A 22,043-nucleotide genomic window follows, 5' to 3' on the forward strand; every position below is an offset into this window, starting at 1 on the left:
TCGCCGGTGTCTCCGCCGGCGAGCTCCATCGGCGGGGCGTCGGGGGCCGAGACGGCCTCGACGGCGCGGAAGGTGACCTCGTCGGCCTCCTCGTCCACGTCCGCCACGATGAGCTGGCCGGTGTCGAAGTCGCCGAACAGGATCCGCTCGGACAGCTTGTCCTCCAGCTCGCGCTGGATGGTCCGGCGCAGCGGCCGGGCACCGAGCTGCGGGTCGTAGCCCTTCTCGGCCAGCCACCCCTTGAGGGAGTCGGTGAGCTCGAGGTCGAGGCCCTTGGCGGCCAGCTGGCGCTTCACGCGCTGGATCATCAGGTCCACGATCTCCTTCACCTCCTCCCGCGTGAGGGGGTGGAAGACGATGACGTCGTCGATGCGGTTGAGGAACTCCGGGCGGAAGTGCTTCTTCAGCTCGTCGTCGACCTGCCGCTTCATCTTCTCGTACATCGAGTCGTCGTCGGCCTGCACGAACCCGACGCTGGGCGCGGTCAGGTTCCGGGTGCCGAGGTTGGACGTCATGATCAGGATCGTGTTCTTGAAGTCGACCGTCCGGCCCTGCGCGTCGGTGAGGCGGCCGTCCTCGAGGATCTGCAGCAGGGTGTTGAACACGTCCGGGTGGGCCTTCTCCACCTCGTCGAACAGCACGACCGAGAACGGCTTGCGGCGCACCTGCTCGGTGAGCTGCCCGCCCTCGTCGTAGCCGACGTAGCCGGGCGGCGAGCCGATCAGGCGGCTGACCGTGTGCTTCTCCATGTACTCCGACATGTCGAGGTGGATCAGCGCGTCCTCGTCGCCGAACAGGAACTCTGCCAGCGTCTTGGCCAGCTCCGTCTTGCCGACGCCCGAGGGTCCCAGGAAGATGAACGAACCACTCGGCCGCTTCGGGTCCTTCAGGCCCGAGCGCGTCCGGCGGATCGACTTCGACACGGCCTGGATCGCCTCGTCCTGGCCGATGACCCGCTTGTGGAGCTCCGTCTCCATCCGCAGCAGCTTCTGCGTCTCCTCCTCGGTCAGCTTGAAGACCGGGATGCCCGTCCAGTTGCTGAGGACCTCGGCAATGTCCTCCTCGTCGAGGGTGAGCACGGTGTCCATGCCGTCGGACTTCCACTCGCGCTCGCGCGCGGCACGACGGTCCAGCAGCTTCTTCTCCTGGTCGCGCAGCTGCGCGGCCTTCTCGAAGTCCTGCTCGTCGATCGCCGACTCCTTGAGCTTGCGGACGGCCGCGGCCTCGTCCTCGAGGTCCTGCAGGTCCGGTGGCGCCGTCAGGCGGCGGATCCGCAGGCGCGAGCCCGCCTCGTCGATCAGGTCGATCGCCTTGTCGGGCAGGAACCGGTCGGAGATGTAGCGGTCCGCCAGGTTGCCCGCGGCGACCAGCGCGTTGTCGGTGATCGTGACGCGGTGGTGCGCCTCGTAGCGGTCGCGCAGGCCCTTGAGGATCTCGATCGTGTGCGCGACCGACGGCTCCTCGACGCGGATCGGCTGGAAGCGCCGCTCGAGCGCGGCGTCCTTCTCGAGGTGCTTGCGGTACTCCTCGATGGTGGTCGCACCGATGGTCTGCAGCTCGCCGCGGGCGAGCATCGGCTTGAGGATGCTCGCCGCGTCGATCGCGCCCTCAGCGGCGCCGGCCCCCACCAGGGTGTGCAGCTCGTCGATGAACAGGATGATGTCGCCGCGGGTCGTGATCTCCTTGAGCACTTTCTTGAGGCGCTCTTCGAAGTCCCCGCGGTAGCGGCTGCCCGCCACCAGCGCGCCCAGGTCAAGGGTGTACAGCTGCTTGTCGCGGAGGGTCTCGGGGATGTTGCCGGAGCAGATCATCTGGGCGAGGCCCTCGACGATGGCCGTCTTGCCGACGCCGGGCTCGCCGATCAGCACCGGGTTGTTCTTGGTCCGGCGCGACAGCACCTGCATGACCCGCTCGATCTCGCGTGTGCGACCGATCACGGGGTCGAGCTTGCCCTCGCGGGCCAGCTGCGTGAGGTTACGGCCGAACTGGTCGAGCACCGCCGAGCCCTTGGCCTCCTCGGAGCCGCCCGACACGCCGGCCTTGGTCTGGCCGGAGCCCGACTCGCCGCCGGCGTAGCCGCTCAGCAGCTGGATGACCTGCTGGCGGACGCGATTGAGATCCGCGCCGAGCTTCTGCAGGACCTGGGCGGCGACGCCCTCGCCCTCGCGGATCAGCCCGAGCAGGATGTGCTCGGTGCCGATGTAGTTGTGGCCGAGCTGCAGCGCCTCGCGCAGCGACAGCTCGAGCACCTTCTTGGCGCGCGGAGTGAACGGGATGTGACCGGCAGGAGCCGTCTGGCCCTGGCCGATGATCTCCTCGACCTGGTCGCGAACGCCCTCGAGCGAGATGCCCAGCGACTCGAGCGCCTTGGCGGCGACGCCCTCGCCCTCGTGGATGAGCCCCAGCAGGATGTGCTCGGTACCGATGTAGTTGTGGTTGAGCATCCTCGCCTCTTCCTGCGCGAGGACGACAACCCTCCGAGCCCGGTCTGTGAACCGTTCAAACATGCTTGCCCCCTGGCCGGGTGCTCTCGTCGAATCGTAGCACCGGCCCTCTTGACGCGCGCGGGGTCGGCTGTCGTAACGACACCGTGGGACGGGCTGTGGCTGGCACGGGGTGCTCCTGTCGGCGTGGATCACACGCGCTTTCGTCCGGCGTGCGGCAACCGGATCACCGGGTCGCACGGACGCAGGCCAACGCTAGCCGCCGGTGTGCCGAGCGTCATCTGAAAGTCACGAGCGGGTGGCCCTACGCGTGCCCGTCGTACGGGTCGGTGGTCGTAGCGTTCAGCGCGTCACCACCCTGACGTGGGCGCCCCAGGTGGCGTCCCGTCACGACTCCGCGGCGCCCACCAGCTGGGCGGGCGGCCCGGTGAACACGACGCGGCCGCCGTCGTGGCCCGCACCGGGACCGAGGACGATGACCCAGTCGGCGCGGGCGATCACATCGAGGTCGTGCTCGATCACGATGACCGTGCGGCCGTCGTCGAAAAGCCGGTCGAGCAGCGCGACGAGCGCGGCCACGTCGGCCATGTGCAGCCCGCCGGTCAGCTCTCGAGCACGAGCACGGCCGCATCGTTGCAGACGATCCGCCAGTACCAGCCGTCGGGCTGGAAGTTGGGGAAGTCGATCGGCCCCTCGCACAGGGTCCGGTCGCGGTCGACAGCGCGTCGACCTCGATCGCGGCCGCCCGGCCCGACGTCGACCTCTCGCGTCCGGGCACACGCCCTGGGCCTCGTTGAACGAGAACATGCCCGGGCCACCCACCTGCGGCGTCCCGATCCTGTGGAGCAGGCGTCACATGGCATAGGCGTCGGTCGCGGTGCCCACGGTCGACAGCGCGTTGGCGCCCATCGGCTCCTGGTCGACGACGATCGCAGCGGTCAGGTTGCGCAGCTCGTCGACGTCGGGCCGGGCCGGCGTCGCCATGAACGACTGCAGGAACGTGGTGCAGGTCTCGTTGATCAGCGCTGGGACTCTGCGGCGATCGTGTCGAAGACCAGCGACGACTTGCCGGACCCGGACACGCCGGTGAACACGGTCAGCCGCCGCTTCGTCAACCAGGTGTACTTCGGCTCCGGGGGATGTCGAGGTCGATCCCGCGCAGGTTGTGCTCGCGGGCACCACGCACCTCGATGTGCTCACGCATGGGCGCCCCCACGTCGGGCACGGTCATGGTCATCTGCTCACCTCCGCCGCTGAGAAACACCGTACACTATACGAAGTTGTTGCCGAGCGCGATTGCGCGCCGACGGGAGCCCACGACCAATGCCAGAGTTTGCCGGACGCGGCGACCCGCGCCGGACGATGGAGCTGCTGTGGGGGCGCACGCCACCCGCCGCGCGGGGGCCCGCCGCCGAGCTGACACCGGCCGACGTGGTCCGCGCCGCGATCGCGGTCGCCGACGAGGAGGGCCTGGCGCGCCTGACGATGCGGCGGATCGCGGAACGCCTCGGCCGCAGCACCATGTCGCTGTACACCTACGTCCCCGGCAAGCCCGAGCTGCTCGACCTGATGCTCGACGCGATCCACGCAGAGCTGCCCACCGCCTACGACCGCTCCGGCGGGTGGCGCCAGGCCGCGGAGGCGTTCGCGCGGGACCAGTGGCACCTCCTGGAGCGCCATCCGTGGTCGCTCGACGTCGCAGGCGGACGCACACCCCTGGGCCCGCACACGCTCGACGCCTACGAGGCGCAGCTGGCGGTGTTCGACGGGCTGGGCCTCGACGGCGTCGAGATGACCCGCGCCGTCGCAGCCGTGACGAGCTTCATCCGCGGTGCCGCGCAGGCCATCCACGAGGCCCGCACTGCGCAGCAAGCGACCGGCCTGTCCGACGACGACTGGTGGAACGCGCACGCGCCGTTGCTCGAGGAGGTCATGGACCCCGACTGGCCCGAACGGCACCCCACCGCCACGAAGCTGCAGCGCGCCCAGGCGTTCGACCACGCCGACCGCGACACCGACGACCCGATCCCCTACCTGGTCGTGGTCGCGCTCGACGCGTTCGAGTACGGGCTCGCGCGCATGCTCGACGGCATTGCCGCGCACATCGCCCGGCGCGGTGGGGTTCCGGCCTGACGGTGTGCGCCGGTCAGGCCAGGGTCACTCCGGATCGACCAGGCCGGTGCCGGACGCTGTGTCGTTCTCCTCGACCACGTGCGCCGTCCCGGTGTGGAACTCCGGCCGCAGTGTCGGGAACAGGATCACGTCACGGATCTTCGACACATCGGCCAGCAGCATGACCAGGCGGTCGACGCCGATGCCGAGCCCGCCCATCGGCGGCATCCCGAACTCCATCGCGCGCAGGTAGTCCTCGTCGACCGGCATCGCCTCCTCGTCACCGGCCGCACGCGCCCTTGCCTGTGCCTCGAACCGGGCGCGCTGCTCGTCGGGGTCGACGAGCTCGCTGAACGCGTTGGCAGCCTCGCTACCGGCGATGATCAGCTCGAACCGCTCGGCCACGCGTGGGTCGTCGCGGTGGCGACGGGCGAGCGGCGACACCTCGACGGGGTAGTCGATGACGAAGGTCGGCTCCCAGATGGCCGGCTCGGCGAGGCGGTCGCGCAGCTCCTCGATGACCCGGCCGGTGCCCCACGACTCGTCGACGCCGACGCCGTGCGCCTCGGCGACGGCGCGGACGTCGTCGAGGGGCAGGTCGTAGTCGAGGTCGGGTCGTCCTGTCACGTCACGCACGAGGTCGAGCACCGTGCGGCGTGGCCACGGCCCGCCGAGCTCGAGCTTGCGGCCGTCGTAGCTCAGGGTCGTGGTGCCGAGCACGTCGAGCGCCGCCCGCTGGAGCAGCGCCTGGGTCAGCTCCATGATGTCGTGGTAGTCGGCGTAGGCCTCGTAGCTCTCGAGCATCGTGAACTCGGGGTTGTGGCGTGTGGACAGCCCCTCGTTCCGGAACACGCGGCCGATCTCGAACACGCGGGGCAGGCCCCCGGCGACGAGGCGCTTGAGGTAGAGCTCGGGCGCGATGCGCAGGTACAGGTCGATGTCGAGTGCGTTGTGGTGGGTCACGAACGGCCTGGCGGCGGCACCGCCGGGCAGGGTGTGCAGCATCGGCGTCTCGACCTCGACGTAGCCGCGATCGAGCAGTTCGTTGCGCAGGGCCGCGATCGTCTTGCTGCGGATTGCGAAGACCCGCCGGGCGTCGGCGTTGACCGCCAGGTCGACGTGGCGCTGACGGTACCGGGTCTCGACGTCGCGCAGGCCGTGCCACTTGTCAGGCATCGGGCGCAGCGACTTGCTGATCAACCGCACCCGGTCGGCCATGACTGACAGCTCACCCCGTCGAGACCGCACGACCTCACCGTGGGCCGCGACCCAGTCGCCGACGTCGAGGTCGCCCACGCGCGCCATCGCCTCGTCGCCCAGGACCGCCAGCTGGCACATCACCTGCAGCTCCGCGTCGTCCTCGGCGAGGACCAGGAACACGAGCCGGCCGTGACCACGGCGGGCGATCAGACGACCGGCGACGGCGACGTGCTGGCCGGACCCCTCCCCCGCCGCGATCTGGCCGTCCCACCGCTCCATGACATCGGCGAGACCCATGTCGGTGTCGACGGCGACCGGATAAGGGTCCTGACCCGCGTCGCGCAGCGCGCGCAGCTTGGCGCGCCGCTCGTCTCTCAGCGCGTCGAGCCGGCTGCCACCGTCGTCGTTGCTGGTCATCACTGCTCCGGTGCCCGCCAGACCGACGCCGGTGGAGGTGGGGGTCGGTCGCGTGCATGATCGTCGTCCGACACGGCACACGCCGCGCGGTCGTCCAAGGGTACCCAGCGACGTCGCCTGGATGGGCGGCGGCCGGTCCGACCGTCGGCACGACGGAGGGCGCCACGATGGCGACGATGTCGTTCGAGCTCGGGACCGATCGGCTGTGCTACGCCAGTTCCGCCACGACGATCTGGATGCGTTCGCCACGATCCAGGCCGATCCCCTGGCGCGGCACGTTGGCGACGGTGAGCCGACCGACCGCGACGCTCCGGCGGTTGATGGCGCCGTTCCTGGGCCACTGGACCCTGCGCGGCCACGGGCAGTACGCCGTCGAGGAGCGCGCCAGCCGTGCGTTCGTCGGCCGGGTCGGACCGTGGCACCCCCGAGGGATGGCCGGGACCGGAGATCGGCTGGCTGATCGCCCGCGACATGTGGGCCGCGGCTATGCGCCCGAGGCGGCACATACCGTCGCCCCGACGGCCGTCGCCGAGCTCGGCGTCGACGGCTGATCAGCGGGGCGGCCCGACAACGCGGCGTCGGTCAGGGTCGCCGACAAGTGCGTGCGGTTCATGACCACCCGATTGACCTCCAGGGCCACCGTCGACGTCTATGCCCTGATCCCGGAAGCGCTCACGGCCTGGCCCACCACCGCATCAGGTGACGCTGAGTCCACGACCGAGCCTCTCATGGTGTGGGGTGTGACTGGATACGTCGAACATCATTTCGATACATGCGGTAGTCAGCCAATGTCATTGTCTGTGGATAACTACCGATACGTCCCACATCCAACGGAGATGGTGATGCTGTCTTGGCATCGTAGGCCGATCGGCGACATACGGTGCCCGGTAGGGTGCGGACACCACGGCAACGACAGAAGGACTGGGGGCACGGCGGATGGCGACGATGAACGTGTGGGTGCGATCGCTTGACGGGCACGTCTCGATCGGACGGCAGGAGCAGGGGCAGGTACTGCCTCTGGACCGTCCGGAAGCGACCGGCGGCACGGGGCTCGGCTTCAACGGCGGCCACCTGATGCTGCTGGGCTGGGGCGGGTGCTTCAAGAGCACGCTGATCGCCGCGGCCGAAGCGCGCGGCATCGACGTTCGCGGCCTCGAACTCACGATCTCCGGCGAGACCGCCGACACGCCCCACCGCTTCGAGCGCGTGACCATGTCGGTCTCCCTCGACATCGACGGTGACGAGCACACCAAGCGCAAGCTCATCGACATCGCCCGCAACGGCTGCGCGGTGTCGAACACGCTGCAGCGCGGGGCGGAGATGGACATCCAGCTCGACGCGTAGCAGCAGCCTACGGACCGTCCGTGGTCGACGGTCGAGGACCGGTCCGGTCGAGCTGGCGTGCGGTCTCGTCGCGCAGATCGTCGTGCGAGACGCCGACGGCGTCGAGCACGTACGCCGCCTGCTCGTCCACGCCGTCGATGCGGATCAGCAGCCCGAGCAGGAGGTGCGCGGTGCCGGCCGCGTCGTCGCCGCGCCGCTCGGCCTCGTCGCCCGCCCAGCGGAGCGCGGTGCGGACGGCCTCGCTGAACGGCAGGGCGGCAGGGCTGCTGTCGTCCGGGCGCGCCTCCCCGACGACGTCGACGTCGGACAGCGAGCGTGCGTCCTGGCCGAGGGCTCGCAGCGCGTCGGCACCCGGCCCCTTGGTCGCCGCGATGCCGATCAGCAACTGGTGCGCGTCGACGGCCGCCACGCCATGCACCCGCGCGACGCGCCGTGCGGCGATGACTGCGTCCCATGCGGGGTCGTCGAGCCGTTCGACGAGCAGCGGCACCTGTGCGGGCGGCTCGTCGTCCTCCCAGCGGAACCAGCGACGGAGCCCGCGCCGTGGCCGGGGCGACGACATGGCGCGCTCGGGCGGTCGCTTGACGATCGTGCGCACCTCGTCGAGGTCGACGCCCTGACGGGTGAGCACGGTGACGGCGACGCCATCGCCCTCACGCAGCAGCCCGCACAGGATGTGGGTCGGCCGGATCTCCTTGTCCCCGAGCTGCAGCGACTCGCGCAGCGCGAGCTCGAGCGACTCCTTGGCCTGCCGCGTGAACGGCAGGTGGGACGGGGACGGGTCGACGCCCCGCCCGACGACGGCGTGGACGGCGTGCTCCAGGGCACGCACGTCCACGCCGAGCTCGACAAGGACGCGGGTTACCTCCGACCCCTCCTCGTGCACCAGGCCGAGCAGGAGGTGCTCGGTGCCGATCTGCGCGTGATCGAGCCCGCGGGCCTCCTCCTGCGCGATCACGACCACCCGGCGGGCCTCGTCCGTGAACCGCTCCAACATTGCTCGCCTCTCGCAGGTCGGGTTCATTGTCACGCTGGGAGCGCACAGCGCACAACCCCTTGCGCGGGGTCCTCAGCGGGCAGGCGACGCGGCGCGGGCGGCACCGACGCGCCGCGCAGGCCCGAGACCGCGGACGGCGGGCAGCAACGCGCGGATCGAGCCCGCGCGTGCCGCCCCCGCCCACAGGCCCGCACCGTAGGCCAGGTCGTCGAGGCGGCGGGCGAGCAGGTAGCGCAGCGGGTCGAGGTCGGGGGCCCTCGCGCGGTGGTCCAGGATCGCGTCCGCCGCCGCCGCGACCACCAGCGCCCGCCGCGCCCGTGGCCAGCGCAGCGCGGCCAGCGCCGCGGCGGGCCAGTAGTGGCGGACCAGTGCAGCAGCGGTCTGGCGCAGGGCGGCGTTGACGCCGAGCGCGGCGAGCAGCACGGCCGTGCGCAGCGGGTCGCCGCTGTGACCCAGGCGCGCGCGGATCCGTCCGACGAGGACGCCGAACACGGCTGCGGCCATCGGCACCGACCAGCGCCGCTGCGCCACCAGGGCGGCACAGAACAGCGCAGTCCACGATGTCAGGACCATCGGCGCGACAGCGGTGCCGTGCCGCTGCGCGAGCAGGCTGGCGCCCGTGCCGTAGAACGCCTTGCGCTCCAGCCACGCCGTCGCCGTCGTGCGGTGCTCGTGGCGGACCACCACGTCCGGCGCGTACCGCACCCGCCACCCGTCGTCGACGAGTCGCCAGACCAGATCAACGTCCTCGGCGACCCGCATGCCGGGATCGAAGCCGTCGCCCAGCGCCGTCGTCCTCGCCATCAGGCACGCGGCGGGCAGGTAGCTCACGAGCGCATGGGGCCGCACCCCCGCGGGTGCGCGGCCGAGGTCCAGGGAGGACCCGACCGCCTCGTACCGGACGATCCAGCTGTCGCCGTCGCCGGGCGGCAGCCCGAGGACCCGCGGCCCGACCAGCGCGACCGCGGGGTCGGCGAAGTGGCGGCGCAGGCCCGCCAGCCAGCCGGCCATCGGCACGACGTCGGAGTCGACGAACGCGACCAGTGGGGTGGCGGCCGCCGCCAGCCCGGTGTTGCGCGCGGCCGCCGGGCCCCGGCTCACCGCATGCGTCATCACGGTGGCGCCCGCGCGGCTGGCGACGCGGGCGCACGCTGCCCGGTCGCGCGACCCGTCGTCGACGACGACCACCCGCACGTCGGAGAGCAGGTGGGACAGCAGGCGTGCGAGCTGCCGCGGTCGATCGCGCACGGGGACCACGACGGTCACGTCGTCGACGCCGTCGTCCCGGCCGGCGTCGCCGGGCCACCACGGCGCGCCGAACCCGCGGTCGAGCAGCAACCGGCACAGCGCGGCCGTCGCGCCGTCGCGCACCGTGACCATACCGTCGTCGCCAACGAGCCCGGCCGCCAGCGGCGTGAGGTACAGCACGCCACCCATGTCACCGCCGATCAGGGTGCGGCCGCCGTCGCGCACGCGGACCGTGGGCCCCAGCCGGACGACGAAGCCCGTCGGCAGCCGGTCGTCCGGCAGCGACGTCACGGAAGGTCGCCGTCCCCGGCACCCGTCGGACCCAGGCCCCAGTCGGCAACAAGCCGGTCGACGGCGGCGCTCACGCCGTCGACCAGCGCGTCGAACAGGCGCGCGCCCTCCGCGGTCGACGCGCCGGCGGGATCCCCGAGCACGCCATTGGCCGACACCGCCCGCACTCCGTCCCGGCGCAGCGCGGGCAGCAGGTCGGCGAATGGCGCGGTCGACCCGGGCTCCGAACGGTCGAGGGCGACGGTCTCGGGCGCCAGGTGGAGCAGCAGCGAGGTCTCGGTGCGCCCGGCGTGGGCGTCACCGTCCGTCGGCGCGCACGCGGTCCACGCGACGGGGCGCTCCTCGTACCGCAACCGCTCGACCGCCTCGATCAGGCTCGCGACGTTGCCACCGTGCCCGCTGACGAACACGACACCGCCGGCCCAGCGGCACGCCGAGCGGCCGTACTCGACCAGCAGCACCCGCAGGGCGTCGTGTCCGACCGACACGGTGCCGGGAAACGCCTCGTGCTCACCGCTGGCCCCGTACGCGACGGCCGGTGCGACCGTCACCGCCACACCGGCGCCACGGAGGCGGTCACACGTCGCCCGCGCCACCGCCTCGGCGACCATCGTGTCGGTCGCCAGCGGCAGGTGGGGTCCGTGCTGCTCGGTGGCGCCCACCGGGACCAGCAGGAGCGGGCGGGCGGCGTCGAGCTGCGGCCAGTGCCGCACGCCCAGGTCGCCGGACGTGGCGGCCGGCACGGTCGGCACCTCGTTGCCGCCTAGCGCCACAGCCCGCCGAGCGGGCTCTCGTCGCACGCCCTGTTGGCGGGGCGGCGCGTGAGCGGCACCATGACTGGCTGGTTGCGCACCGGCCCGTGGTGGGAGTGATCCTGCGACGCCGTCGGCAGCGTCGCGCGGTCGACCGCGGACAGCCCCCGCTCGCCGTTGCCCTTGACGCACTCAGGATCGGGTCCGTCCAGCGTCAGGCCCGTGAAGAACTTGGCTGCCATGCACCCACCGCGGCAGGCGTCGTAGGCGGAGCAGCGCGTGCACGCCCCGCCGGTCTGTGGCCGTCGCAGGTCGAGGAAGAGCGGCGAGGTCTTCCACACGGAGTCGAAACCGCCGTCATCGCGGACGTTGCCGGCGCGGAAGCGGTCGTGGATCGCGAACGGGCAGGCGTAAACGTCACCGACCGGATCGACCAGGCACACGACCCGCCCCGCACCGCACAGGTTGAGCCCGGGGAGCGCCTCGCCGTAGGCCGACAGGTGGAAGAACGAGTCACCCGTGAGCACGTCGTCGCGGTGCGCGAGGAGCCAGTCGTACAGCTCACGCTGCTGCTCGGGCAGCGGGTGCAGCTCGTCCCACACGCCCGCGCCCCGGCCAGACGGCCGCAGGCGGGTCAGCCGCAGCTGGGCCCCGTAGCGGTCGGCGATCGCCTTGAAGTCGTCGAGCTGGCCGATGTTGTGGCGAGTGCACACGACTGACATCTTGAAGTCGCGCATCCCCGCGGCCTGCAGGTTCGCCATCGCGCGCAGCGCGGCGTCGTAGGTCCCTGCACCACGGATCGGGTCGTTGACCTCGGCGGTCGCCCCGTCCAGGGAGACCTGCACGTCGACGTAGTCGGTCGTCGCCAGCCGGTGCGCCCGCTCGGCGTCCATCGTGAACCCGTTCGTCGAGAACTTCACACCGACGTGGCGCTCGACCGCGTGGTCGAGCAGCTCCCAGAAGTCGCCGCGCACCGTCGGCTCGCCACCTCCGATGTTGACGTAGAAGATCTGCATGCGTTGGAACTCGTCGATCAGACGCATGCACTCGGCGGTCGACAGCTCGTCGGGATCGCGGCGACCGGACGAGCTCAGGCAGTGGACGCACGCCAGGTTGCACGCATAGGTCAGCTCCCACGTCAGGCAGATCGGCGCGTCGAGGCCGTGCTCGAAGTGGTCGACGAGCGGGCCCGTGCACGCGTGTGGTGCGATCGCGGTCATGTCTCCCGCCCTCCCGCTGGACCGTCCGTGTCGTCACCCGTCCCCTCCGGGCGGCACAGCATGCCGCTTGCCGCCAGCGACTCGAGTGCGCGGAGGAAGGCCGCCCGCCGGGACCCTTCGACGCCGGCGTCCGTCAGCGCCTGCCCGACGGTCGGCGACGACTCGAGGCGGCGGACGACGTCAACCAACTGCGGGCTCTTGAGGAAGCTGAGTTTCCTGGTGGCGAAGTCGTAGGCGAGCGCTCCGAACTGCTCGGGTCGCAGCGACACCGACCCGCTCAGGCGCCAGGCCTGGTCGGCGAGCATCTAGTAGACGCCGCACATCCCGTCGATCGACACCTCCTCGACGAGCAGGTCCTCGGCGATGTCGTCCACCGCGACGTCGTCTGTGCGCTCGGTGACCTCCTGCGTGCGCTCCTCCATGGGGTGTCCTTTCGGCTCAGCATGTTCGGTCGGCGTGGCCGGCGCGGCGGATCGCTCGTCGCCGGATCGGGCGTGCCATACCTGACCAGACATGCGGGGCGGCGCGCAAGACCCGCGCCCCGCCGTATGCTCCGCCGGGCCGCGTTTCCGGCGGTTCGCCGGATCGCCGAATCTCGCGATCCAGCGCGCCGCCCGGCCTGGATCAGTCGAAGAGGATGATCCCGCGGAGGTTCTCGCCGCGGCGCATCGCGTCGTACCCCTCGTTGATCTGGTCGAGCGTGTAGGTGCGGGTCACCAGGTCGTCCAAGTTCAGCTGGCCCTGCAGGTACAGCTCGAACAACCTGGGGATGTCCTTGCGGATGTTCGCGGAGCCGAAGAGGCTGCCCAGCACCTGCTTCTCGTACATCGTCAGCATGATCGCGGGGATGTCGACCGACGCTTCGGTCGTGGGGTGCAGGTTCGTCACCACGATCCGCGCCCGCTTGCCGCCGAGCCCGAACGCCTTGCCGAGCGACGCGCCGTCACCGACACCCATCGTCATGACGACCGCGTCGTAGCCCCGCCCCCAGGTGACGTCGTCGAGCGCCTCCGCGGCGTCGTCCAGCGACGCGAACGTGTGGGTCGCACCGAACACCTTGGCCTTGTCGCGCTTGAACGCCACCGGGTCGATCGCGGCGATCGCGCGTGCCCCGGCCATGCGGGCGCCCTGGACAGCGTTGGAGCCGATGCCGCCCACGCCGACGACCGCGACGTAGTCGCCCGGCTGCACGCGCCCGGTGTAGACGGCCGAGCCCCAGCCGGTCACGACGCCGCAACCCAGCAGGCAGATCTTGTCCAGCGGCCAGTCGGGATCGATCTTGATGCAGCTCGACTCGTGGACCACGGTGTGCTCGGCGAAGGTGCCCAGCAGGCACATGAGGCCCAGGTCCAGCCCGTCGCTTGTGTGGTGGCGGTAGGTGGCGTCGGCGACCTGCGTCCCCATCGGGTAGTTCGCGAGGTTGTCACACAGGTTCGACCGGCCGACCGCGCATGAGGGACACCGTCCACACGCGGGTACGAATCCGAACACGACGTGGTCGCCCGGCGCCAGCCAGTCGACCGCCTCTCCGACCTCCTGCACCACGCCGGCGCCCTCGTGGCCACCGACCATCGGTGGTGGCGCACAGAGGCCGGCGAGGTCGCCCGTCACCACGTGCTCGTCGGAGTGGCACAGGCCCGAGGCGCTGAGCTTGACGAGGACCTCGTAGTCCTTCGGCGGGTCGAGCTCGATCTCCTCGACGCTCCACGGGCTGTTGAGTTCGCGCAGGACGGCGGCTCTGGTCTTCACGGGCATGCCTTTCGGTGGGGTGGCGTGGTGAGCGGTGCCACCGACGCTAGGCATGCCTGACCAAACGGTCAAGATCGATCTGGTGATCGTGTGATAACGCTCCGTCGTCAGGCTTCGAGACCGGCCGCGCGTCCCCGCGCCACGAGCTTCTCCGCCATCTTGCGGCTGGCCTCGTCTATCATCCGACCGTGGTGCAGGCCGGCCCCGCGACCGGCGGCCGAGTGCTCGTGGTAGGCGGCGAGCAGCTCTGTGGCGTCGGCGAACTGCTCGGGCGTGGGCGTGAACAGCTCGTTGGCCAGCTCCACCTGGGACGGGTGGATGCACCACTTGCCGTCCATGCCCGACAGCCTGGCCAGGGTCGCCATCTGCCTGAACCCGTCGGCATCGCGAAAGTCGCTGTAGGGGCCGTCGATCGCGTCGGCGCCGACCGACTGCGCGACCGTCACGATCTGTGACGCGACGGCCGCCCACTGGTACCCGGGGTAGCCGGGCTCAGGCGCGCCGATCTCGAGCTGTGGCACGCCGATACTCGCGGCGTAGTCCCCCGGTCCGAACGTCAGGCTCTCGATGCGGTCGGTCACACGCGCCGTCTCGGCCATGTGCACCACGCCGGTCCCCGACTCGATCTGCACCTCGCACCCGTGCCGCACGTCGACGCCCGCCTCCACCTCGAGCTGGGTCAGCAGGTGCTCGACGAACCAGAGCTGACCCGGGTGGTCGACCTTCGGGACGATGAGGCAGTCGAAGCGCCCCGAGGCGCCCTGGAACAGGGTCACGATGTCGCGGTACTGGTGGGGAGTGGTGGCGTCGTTGACCCGGACGGCGACCACGGCATCGCCGTAGTCGTGCGTGCACAGCGCCTCGACGACCGTGTGGCGCGCACGCTCCTTGGCGTCGGGCGCGACCGCGTCCTCGAGGTCCAGGAAGATCTCGTCGGCGCCGCGCTCGCCCGCTCGGGCGAGCATCTTCGCGTCCGAGCCGGGCACGGCCAGCACCGAGCGACGCAAGCGGACCGGCCGCGCCTGGACCCTTCCGACACTCTGGAACGGTTGCAGCGTCACGAAGCCGCCTCCTCGACAACGCTCCGACGCCCTCACCTTAGGGCGTCCACCCCCGTCCGCGGTGGGTCGTGTCGAAGATCCGGGCACACGCCGCGGATGGGCGTGGAGGCCCCCCGGGGACACGCCGTGGACGGGAGCGGTGCCTGACCCTACGACGAGATGGGGTTGACGCCGCGCAGGGACGCGTCCACCACCTGCACAGGGTGCAGCAGGGGCAGGTCGACCGCGAGGTGGCGCTTGAGTTGGAGCAGGCACCCCGGGTTCGAGGTCACCAGCGCATCGGGGGCGACCGCGGCGACCGTCGCCGCCTTGCGCACGCCCAGGTCCGACGCCGCCTCGGGCTGGAGCAGGTTGTAGATGCCCGCCGATCCGCAGCAGATGTCCGGCTCGGACAGCTCGACCACCTCGAGCTCGGGGATCTCACCGAGCACGGAACGGGGCTGGTGCCGCACGCCCTGCGCGTGCGCCAGGTGGCAGGCGTCGTGGTAGGCGACCCTGGCCGGGATCGGGTAACGGGGTGCCCGCGGCTCGAGCTCATCGATGACCTCGGAGATGTCGCGCACCTTCCCCGCGAACGCTGTCGCGCGGTCGGCCCACGCGGGATCGTCGCGCAGCAGATGCCCGTACTCCTTGAGCGTCGAGCCGCAGCCTGCCGCGTTGATCACGATCGTGTCGACGTCGGCCCCCTCCATCGTCGCGATCATGCGCCGCGCGTGGGCCAGCGCCATCTCCTCCTCGCCGGCGTGTTCCATCAGCGCGCCGCAGCAGCCCTGGTCGGACGGAATGACGACCTCGCAGCCCTCCATGGCGAGCACGCGTGCGGTCGCCACGTTGACGTCGCCGAAGTACACCGACTGCACGCACCCGGTGACCAGGCCGACCCGGCGCACCGGCGCAGGCGCGCGCACGTCGCCGGGCAGCCCGCGCGGCGCGACGTGGGTCGGCATGTGCCGCTGCAGGTCGCGCATCGACACCTCGGGCAGCAGGCCCTCCAGCGCCTGCAGGCGTACCGGCACACGCGCCATCAGCCCGCTGCGGCGCAGGAGGTCACCGATCCGCAGCCGCTGGTACGCCAGCCCCAGCAACGCGGCCAGCCGCAGCCGGCGGGGATAAGGGAACAGCGCGAACACCAGGCGCCGGAACCACCGGTCGGCGGCGGTCCGTGGATGGTTGCGCTCGATCTGCGGTCGCGTCGCCTCGATGAGCTTGTCGTACTGCACGCCGGACGGACAGGCTGTCACGCACGCCATGCACCCCAGGCAGCGGTCCATGTGCGTGACGAACACGTCGTCGATCGCGATGTCGCCTGACGACGCCAGCTCCATCAGGTAGATTCGCCCGCGCGGCGAGTCCATCTCCTCGCCCCACAAGGCGTATGTGGGGCACGTCGGCAGGCAGAAGCCGCAGTGGACACAGTCGGCGAGCAGCTCGTCGGACGGAGGCCGCAGCGCGTCGAACGAGCTGCGGCCGTGCCGGGCCACCTCGGTCTCGACCGGACCCCCGGCCTCGTGCTCATCGGGCACCGCCCGGGCGTCGGCCATGGCTCAGATCCCTCCCACGAAGCGCCCCGGGGCACACCGCCCATCGGGGTCGAGCTGCTGCTTGACGCGGCGCATGAGGCCGATGGCCGACGGTAGCGGACCCCAGACGTCGACGACGTCAGCCACGCCGTCGGCCGTGCGGCGCACGACGGCGTGGCCGCCGTCGGCGGCCAGCCAACCGCGCCACGTCTCGACGAAGCCGGCGTGCGCTGCGGCGTCGCCACCGGCGACGCGCGCGGTCAGGACGCCCAGTGGCACCGTCGCCTGCAGCGCGACGTCGACGCCGGCCTCGTCGGCGGCCGCCGCGCACGACCTGGCGGCCTCGGGCAGGCGGCTCGGCAGGCACGCGCCGCGCACGACCGTCTCGCCCTGGTGGCCGGCAAGGTCCGCCGTCAGCCGGTCCCACGCGGTGGCCTCGTCCTCGCCGGCCAGCACGTCGGTGTCCCCGCGGCCGTCACCCAGCAGCGCGGCAGTCCGCTCGATCTGGTCACGTACCGCGTCGCCGTGTCCCGCGAACCGGATCCACAGCGTGGCGTCCGACCACTCGAATGCGGCGGGCTCGATGGGCGCGGCGCCCACTGCGACCGCGGCGCGGGCGGCCTTCGCCGCACCTGCCGGCAGCCGCAGCGTCGCGGAGGTCTGCGGTCGGGGGTGGACCCGCAGGACCACCTCGGCCACGAGTGCCAGCGTGCCGAGCGATCCGCACAGCAGCTTGGCCATATCGTAGCCGGCGACGTTCTTGATCACGAACCCGCCGGTGCGGCCCACCGAGCCGTCGGACAGGACGTAGGTCGCGCCGATCACGAGGTCGCGCATCGTGCCGTGGGCGACCCGGCGGGGCCCCGCGTCGTTGCTCGCCAGGACGCCGCCGACCGTCGCACCATCGTCGACGTGCGGAGGGTCGATCGCCAGCCACTGGTCGTGCTCGGCCAGCGTGCGCTGCAGCTCGGCCACGGTGATGCCGGCCTGCACCGCGACCGTGGCGTCGGCCGCGTCGTAGGCGAGCACGTCGGTCATGGCGGACGTCCCGACGATCACCTCGACGCCGTCCGGCTCGACGCCCCAGCCCAGCTTCGTGCCACCCCCGGTGAACAGCAGTGGACCGGCGGTGTCCAGGATCGCCTCGCGCGTCTCCGCAAGGCTCCCTGGGCGCGCAGTGGACACGGTGCCAGTGCTCACAGCCGCTCCGCCAGGCCGGCCTGCTCGAGCGCGTGCGGGCGGTACGGACCCGGCCGCTCGCCACACAGCCGCGGCGTCGGGAACAGCTTGCCGGGGTTGCAGATCCCGTCGGGGTCAAACGCCGCTCGCACCCGCTGCATCAGCGCGAGGTCCTCCTCGCCGAACATCTTGGGCATCGAGCACGCCTTGTCGGTGCCCACGCCGTGCTCGCCCGTGATCGAGCCACCCGACTCGACGCACAGCTCGACGATGCGGATCGCCAGCTCCTCGGCCTCGTCGGCCTCGCCCTCGTTGCGGCCGTCGTAGAGCACGAGTGGGTGCAGGTTGCCGTCGCCGGCGTGGAAGACGTTGGCCACGCGGTAGCCGGTCTCGGTGCTCATCTCGTCGATGCGTTCGAGCACCTCACCGAGCTTGGTACGCGGAATCACGCCGTCCTGGACGAAGTAGTCGCGCGACAGCCGGCCCATCGCTGCGAACGCGGCCTTGCGTCCCTTCCAGATCAGCGCGCGCTCGGCGGCGTCCTCCGCGATCCGGATGTTGGTGGCCCCCGCATCCTCGCAGTGGCGCTGCACCTCGCCGAACAGCGCGGCCACCTCGGCCCGCGGGCCGTCGAGCTCGACGACCAGCACCGCGCCGGCCTGCAGGTTGAGCCCGACCCGAGCGTCCTCCTCGCACGCCTGGATCGCCAGCTCATCCATCATCTCCATGCCCGCCGGCATGATCCCCGCGGTCGTGATCGCGGTGACCGCATCGCCGGCCTCGCGCGGTGTGTCGAAGTCGGCCAGGAGCGTCTCGACCGCCTCCGGCCGACGCAGCAGCCGCACCACGACCTTGGTCGCGATGCCCAGGGTGCCTTCCGAGCCGACCACCACGCCGCGCAGGTCGTAACCGGGGGTGTCGACGACCGGTCCCCCCAGGTCGACGACCTCGCCGTCGGTGGTCACGAACTCGAGCCCCTGGACGTGGTTGGTCGTGAACCCGTACTTCAGGCAGTGCACGCCACCGGAGTTCTCCGCGACGTTGCCGCCGATGGAACACACGATCTGGCTGGACGGGTCCGGGGCGTAGTACAGGCCGTGGTCAGCGACGGCCGCGGAGATCTTTGCGTTGGTCACGCCCGGCTCGGCGACCAGGTAGCGGTTCTCGACGTCGACGTGCAGGATCGACCGCATCCGGGCCAGGACCACCAGGACCCCGTCCGCGTGCGGCAAGGCACCGCCGGACAGGCCCGTACCCGAGCCCCGCGCCACGAACGGCACGCCCGTGCGCCGGCACGCACGGATGACTGCCGCGACGTGCTCGGTCGTCGTTGGCAGCACCACCAGTGCGGGACGCACACGGTAGCCGGTCAGCCCGTCGCACTCGTAGGTCCGCAGCTGGGGGCCGGCGGTGATGACGCCGTCGGGACCGAGCAGGTCGAGCATCTCGTCGCGGATCTGCGCGATGGTCACCGGCCGACTCCCTCGTCCCAGCGTCCGCCGGCCTCGGCCGTCGGCGCATGGACGAGCGTCCCCGCGGCCGTCGCCGGTGAACACAGACGATAGGAGCCGGCTCACCCCTGTCAAGGTCCGATCCCCGACGGCGCCGTCGTCAGCCGCCGACCTCGACCCCGGCCAGCTGCTCCAGCGCCCGCACGAGCGCATGGTTGCCATCGCCACCCAGGCCGCGGCGCTGCAGGGTCGCGTAGAGCTGGCTGATCAGCCCGGTCCCGAGGGCCGGCAGCTGCAGCCGTTCGAAGGCCTCGAGCACGAGGCGCAGGTCCTTCTGCTGCAGGTCGATCGTGAAGCCCGGGGACCAGTCGCGCGCGATGACCTGCGGGCCGCGGTTGCTCAGCATCCAGCTGCCGGCGGCGCCGCTGCTCACGGCGTCGAGCGTGCGCTGCAGGTCCAGGCCCTCGGCGGCCGCGAGCAGCAGCGCCTCGCTGATCCCGAGCATGTTGTGCACCACCAGGATCTGGTTGACGAGCTTGACCGCCTGACCCGCACCGTGCTCCTCGCCGACGTGCGTGATCGACGAGCCCATCGCCTCGAGCACCCGACGGGCACGCTCGAACTGCGCCGCCGGCCCCCCGACCATGATGCTGAGCGTGCCCTGCGCCGCGCCCTCGCTGCCGCCGCTGACAGGCGCGTCGAGCATCGCGACGCCGCGCTCGGCCAGCGTGCCGGCCAAGGAGCGGGTCGCGTGAGGGCTGATGGTCGAGCAGTCGACGACCAGGTCACCGGGCGACGCGCCGATGATGACGCCGTCATCGCCGGTGAGCACGTGCTCGACGTCGGGCGTGTCGCTCACACAGATCACGACGATGTCGCAGGCCTCCGCGACCTCGGCCGGCGAGCCCGCCAGCGTCGCGCCCGCGTCGACGACCTCGGCGGCGCGCTCGCGGGTGCGGTTCCACACCGTCACGTCGAACCCGGCCGCGAGCAGGTTCCGGCTCATCCCGCGGCCCATGATCCCGAGCCCGATGAAGCCCACGCGGTCGATCCCCATGTCGTCGTCTCCTCCAGATCGCTCGTGCGGTGTGAGGTGTGGGCGTCCCGACGTCGCAGTGACACCGGGCACCGGGTCGCAGTGTGCGACCGGTCGTGCATGGTCGGAACCGCCGTCATAGGAGGCGGACGCCTTGCCAGACCGCCGCTGACGGCGTAGCTTCACAATCATACGAGAGGGTACGTCGCACAAGGGGGACGCCGTGGCATCGGAGACGTCGCCGCAGGGGTCGGTGGGCACCGAGCTCGCGATCGAGATCCCGTCGAAGTACCTGCCGGGCATCCCGTACGAAGATCTCCCGGAACCGACCACGTTCCGCAAGGTCGTCGGACCGAGCGTCATCCTCCTCGCGACCTCGATCGGGTCGGGCGAGTACGTGCTCTGGCCGTTCATCACTTCGCAGGTGGGCCTGGTCGTCATGTGGATGGCGGTCGTCGGCATCACGCTGCAGTACTTCATCAACATGGAGATCGAGCGCTACACCCTCGCCACCGGCGAGACGGCGGTCACGGGCTTCACGCGACTGTGGCGGCCGTGGGGCGTGGTCATGGCGCTGCTGGCCTTGATCTCGTGGGGATGGCCGGGATGGGCGACCGGGGCGTCGACGGCGCTCACCTTCGTGTTGGGCACCAGCACCGACGCGGTGCCGTACATCACCATCGCAGCACTGGTCGCGATCGGCATCGCGCTCACGGTCTCGCCCGTGGTCTACCAGGCCGTCGAGAAGATCCAGATGGTCCTGGTCGCAGTCATCGTCCTGTTCATCATTGCGGCGGTGTTCGTCGCCATCGACGGCCAGACCTACGTCGAGCTGGGCAAGGGCGTCGTCAGCTTCGGGCAGATCCCCGAGGGCGTCGGCACGGCGACCCTGCTCGGCGCGCTGGCGTTCGCCGGCGCCGGCGGGACCGTCAACCTCGTCCAGTCGAACTGGATCCGCGACAAGGGACTGGCGATGGGCGCGCGGATCCCCAGGATCGTCTCACCGTTCACCGGCGAAGAGGAGGCGATGGTCTCGACCGGCTACTTCTTCCACCGCGACGAGCAGAACATGCGCCGCTGGCGTGGCTGGTGGAAGCTCGCCAACCAAGAGCAGTTCTGGTTGTTCCTCGTGGTCGGTGGCCTGTCGATCCTGCTGCTGTCGGCGTTGACGTTCGCGACCATCGGCACCGGCAGCGAAGCTGAGGACTTCGACTTCGTCAGGTTCGAGGGTGAGGCGCTGCAGGAGGCCATCGCACCGTGGTTCGGCCAGTTCTTCTGGATCACGGGCATCGTCGTCCTACTGTCGACCAATCTCGGGGTGCTCGACCACATGGGCCGCATCACCGCCGACGTGCTGAAGGTCGATTTCCTGCGCGACAACGACAACTGGTCCGAGAGCCGCATCTACTTCGTGGTGATCTGGGCGGAGATCGCGTTCGGCGCCATCGTGCTGCTGACCGTGGTCGACGCGCCGCTGGTGCTCCTGGTGATCTCGTCGTCGATCAACGGCGTGGTGATGTTCATCTACTCCGGGCTGCTGATCCAGCTCAACTGGGGCAAGCTGCCGGCCGAGATCAAGTTGCGCAGCTACCGCCTGGTGGTCATGGGTCTGGCGGTGCTGTTCTTCGGCTACTTCTCGGTGGTGACGATCATCGACCAGTTCGGCCAGCTCCTCGGCGGCTGAGGACGGTCGTGCGCGCGTTCTGGATCAAGCTCCTGTTGGCGCTGACCTTGTGGATCGCCTTCCTGTCGGTCGGATGGCTGTTCGGCTGGATCTGAGCCTCGGCGTGGCCCCCGGGACGTGCTGAGCGTCCGCGGAGCCGCGCTGGACGGGGCGTGCTCAGAAGACGCCCAGGTGCGTGCGGCCAGCAGCCGGGCGAGCCTGGCTCAGCAGACACCCAGGTGCGTGCGCCCGCCGTGGTCAGGTCGGGTGGAGCACCAGCAGCAGGTCGCCCGGTTCGACAGCCGTCCGCTGGCCGTCACGGCGCGGCGCACGGTGCCCGCGTGCGGAGCCTCGATCGA

General features: G+C 71.1%; 21 protein-coding genes. 4 read left to right on the forward strand and 17 right to left on the reverse strand.

Annotation, left to right across the window (positions count from 1 at the left end; all coding sequences use genetic code 11):
* From VK923_14805 to VK923_14820, 4 genes are all read right to left on the reverse strand, one after another.
* Nucleotides 1-2,444, reverse strand: a 2,444-nt coding sequence (locus VK923_14805; protein ID HSJ45942.1) for an ATP-dependent Clp protease ATP-binding subunit, incomplete at its 3' end; no start/stop codon positions are given.
* A gap of 387 nt (nucleotides 2,445-2,831) precedes the next feature.
* Nucleotides 2,832-3,032, reverse strand: a complete 201-nt coding sequence (locus VK923_14810; protein ID HSJ45943.1) for a hypothetical protein — start codon at nucleotides 3,030-3,032, stop codon at nucleotides 2,832-2,834.
* Between the two features lie 264 nt (nucleotides 3,033-3,296).
* Entirely contained in the window at nucleotides 3,297-3,428 is a 132-nt protein-coding gene (locus VK923_14815) for a hypothetical protein (GenBank protein ID HSJ45944.1), read from the reverse strand.
* Nucleotides 3,429-3,555: 127 nt separating this feature from the next.
* A complete protein-coding gene (locus VK923_14820; GenBank protein ID HSJ45945.1) occupies nucleotides 3,556-3,681 on the reverse strand; it encodes a hypothetical protein in 126 nt (41 codons plus the stop codon).
* A gap of 86 nt (nucleotides 3,682-3,767) precedes the next feature.
* Here VK923_14820 and VK923_14825 point away from each other — a divergent pair, with 86 nt between their 5' ends.
* Entirely contained in the window at nucleotides 3,768-4,577 is an 810-nt protein-coding gene (locus VK923_14825; protein HSJ45946.1) for a TetR/AcrR family transcriptional regulator, read from the forward strand.
* Between the two features lie 24 nt (nucleotides 4,578-4,601).
* Here the strand turns inward: VK923_14825 and lysS are convergent, their stop codons facing one another.
* Nucleotides 4,602-6,173, reverse strand: a complete 1,572-nt coding sequence (lysS, locus tag VK923_14830; GenBank protein HSJ45947.1) for a lysine--tRNA ligase — start codon at nucleotides 6,171-6,173, stop codon at nucleotides 4,602-4,604.
* Between the two features lie 167 nt (nucleotides 6,174-6,340).
* Between lysS and VK923_14835 the strand changes: the two genes are divergently transcribed.
* Together VK923_14835 and VK923_14840 are read left to right on the forward strand one after the other, a co-directional pair.
* The gene (locus VK923_14835) at nucleotides 6,341-6,724 is read left to right on the forward strand and encodes a GNAT family protein (GenBank protein HSJ45948.1); all 384 of its coding nucleotides are present in this window, start codon (nucleotides 6,341-6,343) and stop codon (nucleotides 6,722-6,724) included.
* A gap of 394 nt (nucleotides 6,725-7,118) precedes the next feature.
* Entirely contained in the window at nucleotides 7,119-7,517 is a 399-nt protein-coding gene (locus tag VK923_14840; protein ID HSJ45949.1) for an OsmC family protein, read from the forward strand.
* A 7-nt stretch (nucleotides 7,518-7,524) separates the two neighbouring features.
* Here VK923_14840 and VK923_14845 read toward each other — a convergent pair whose 3' ends face one another.
* The 12 genes from VK923_14845 to VK923_14900 all read right to left on the reverse strand — a co-directional run bounded on the left by VK923_14845 (nucleotide 7,525) and on the right by VK923_14900 (nucleotide 20,042).
* Entirely contained in the window at nucleotides 7,525-8,514 is a 990-nt protein-coding gene (locus VK923_14845) for a Clp protease N-terminal domain-containing protein (GenBank protein ID HSJ45950.1), read from the reverse strand.
* A 72-nt stretch (nucleotides 8,515-8,586) separates the two neighbouring features.
* Entirely contained in the window at nucleotides 8,587-10,053 is a 1,467-nt protein-coding gene (gene mftF, locus VK923_14850) for a mycofactocin biosynthesis glycosyltransferase MftF (GenBank protein ID HSJ45951.1), read from the reverse strand.
* The gene (gene mftE, locus VK923_14855) at nucleotides 10,050-10,796 is read right to left on the reverse strand and encodes a mycofactocin biosynthesis peptidyl-dipeptidase MftE (GenBank protein ID HSJ45952.1); all 747 of its coding nucleotides are present in this window, start codon (nucleotides 10,794-10,796) and stop codon (nucleotides 10,050-10,052) included. Before mftE ends, mftF begins: the two co-directional genes overlap by 4 nt.
* A gap of 20 nt (nucleotides 10,797-10,816) precedes the next feature.
* Nucleotides 10,817-12,025 carry a mycofactocin radical SAM maturase gene (mftC, locus tag VK923_14860; GenBank protein HSJ45953.1) on the reverse strand — a complete coding sequence of 403 codons (1,209 nt, stop codon included), beginning with the start codon at nucleotides 12,023-12,025 and terminating at the stop codon, nucleotides 10,817-10,819.
* Nucleotides 12,022-12,330 (reverse strand): mycofactocin biosynthesis chaperone MftB, encoded by a 309-nt coding sequence (gene mftB / locus VK923_14865; protein ID HSJ45954.1) that lies wholly within the window; start codon nucleotides 12,328-12,330, stop codon nucleotides 12,022-12,024. Before mftB ends, mftC begins: the two co-directional genes overlap by 4 nt.
* Complete coding sequence (gene mftA, locus VK923_14870; protein ID HSJ45955.1) at nucleotides 12,331-12,447, reverse strand: mycofactocin precursor MftA; 117 nt, start codon at nucleotides 12,445-12,447, stop codon at nucleotides 12,331-12,333.
* Nucleotides 12,448-12,649: 202 nt separating this feature from the next.
* The gene (locus VK923_14875; protein HSJ45956.1) at nucleotides 12,650-13,774 is read right to left on the reverse strand and encodes an NDMA-dependent alcohol dehydrogenase; all 1,125 of its coding nucleotides are present in this window, start codon (nucleotides 13,772-13,774) and stop codon (nucleotides 12,650-12,652) included.
* Between the two features lie 107 nt (nucleotides 13,775-13,881).
* Entirely contained in the window at nucleotides 13,882-14,835 is a 954-nt protein-coding gene (locus tag VK923_14880; GenBank protein HSJ45957.1) for a CoA ester lyase, read from the reverse strand.
* Between the two features lie 149 nt (nucleotides 14,836-14,984).
* Nucleotides 14,985-16,376 carry a heterodisulfide reductase-related iron-sulfur binding cluster gene (locus VK923_14885; GenBank protein HSJ45958.1) on the reverse strand — a complete coding sequence of 464 codons (1,392 nt, stop codon included), beginning with the start codon at nucleotides 16,374-16,376 and terminating at the stop codon, nucleotides 14,985-14,987.
* Nucleotides 16,377-16,379: 3 nt separating this feature from the next.
* The gene (locus VK923_14890; protein ID HSJ45959.1) at nucleotides 16,380-17,555 is read right to left on the reverse strand and encodes an FAD-binding protein; all 1,176 of its coding nucleotides are present in this window, start codon (nucleotides 17,553-17,555) and stop codon (nucleotides 16,380-16,382) included.
* Nucleotides 17,552-19,006 (reverse strand): FAD-linked oxidase C-terminal domain-containing protein, encoded by a 1,455-nt coding sequence (locus VK923_14895; protein ID HSJ45960.1) that lies wholly within the window; start codon nucleotides 19,004-19,006, stop codon nucleotides 17,552-17,554. The genes VK923_14890 and VK923_14895 overlap by 4 nt, the downstream gene beginning before the upstream one ends.
* 139 nt (nucleotides 19,007-19,145) lie before the next feature.
* Entirely contained in the window at nucleotides 19,146-20,042 is an 897-nt protein-coding gene (locus VK923_14900; GenBank protein ID HSJ45961.1) for an NAD(P)-dependent oxidoreductase, read from the reverse strand.
* Nucleotides 20,043-20,244: 202 nt separating this feature from the next.
* On the opposite strand from VK923_14900, the gene VK923_14905 reads away from it, so the two are divergent.
* Complete coding sequence (locus tag VK923_14905) at nucleotides 20,245-21,705, forward strand: Nramp family divalent metal transporter (protein ID HSJ45962.1); 1,461 nt, start codon at nucleotides 20,245-20,247, stop codon at nucleotides 21,703-21,705.
* The last annotated feature ends 338 nt before the right edge of the window (nucleotides 21,706-22,043 follow it).

The sequence above is a fragment of the Euzebyales bacterium genome (assembly GCA_035461305.1).
GTDB lineage: Bacteria > Actinomycetota > Nitriliruptoria > Euzebyales > JAHELV01 > JAHELV01.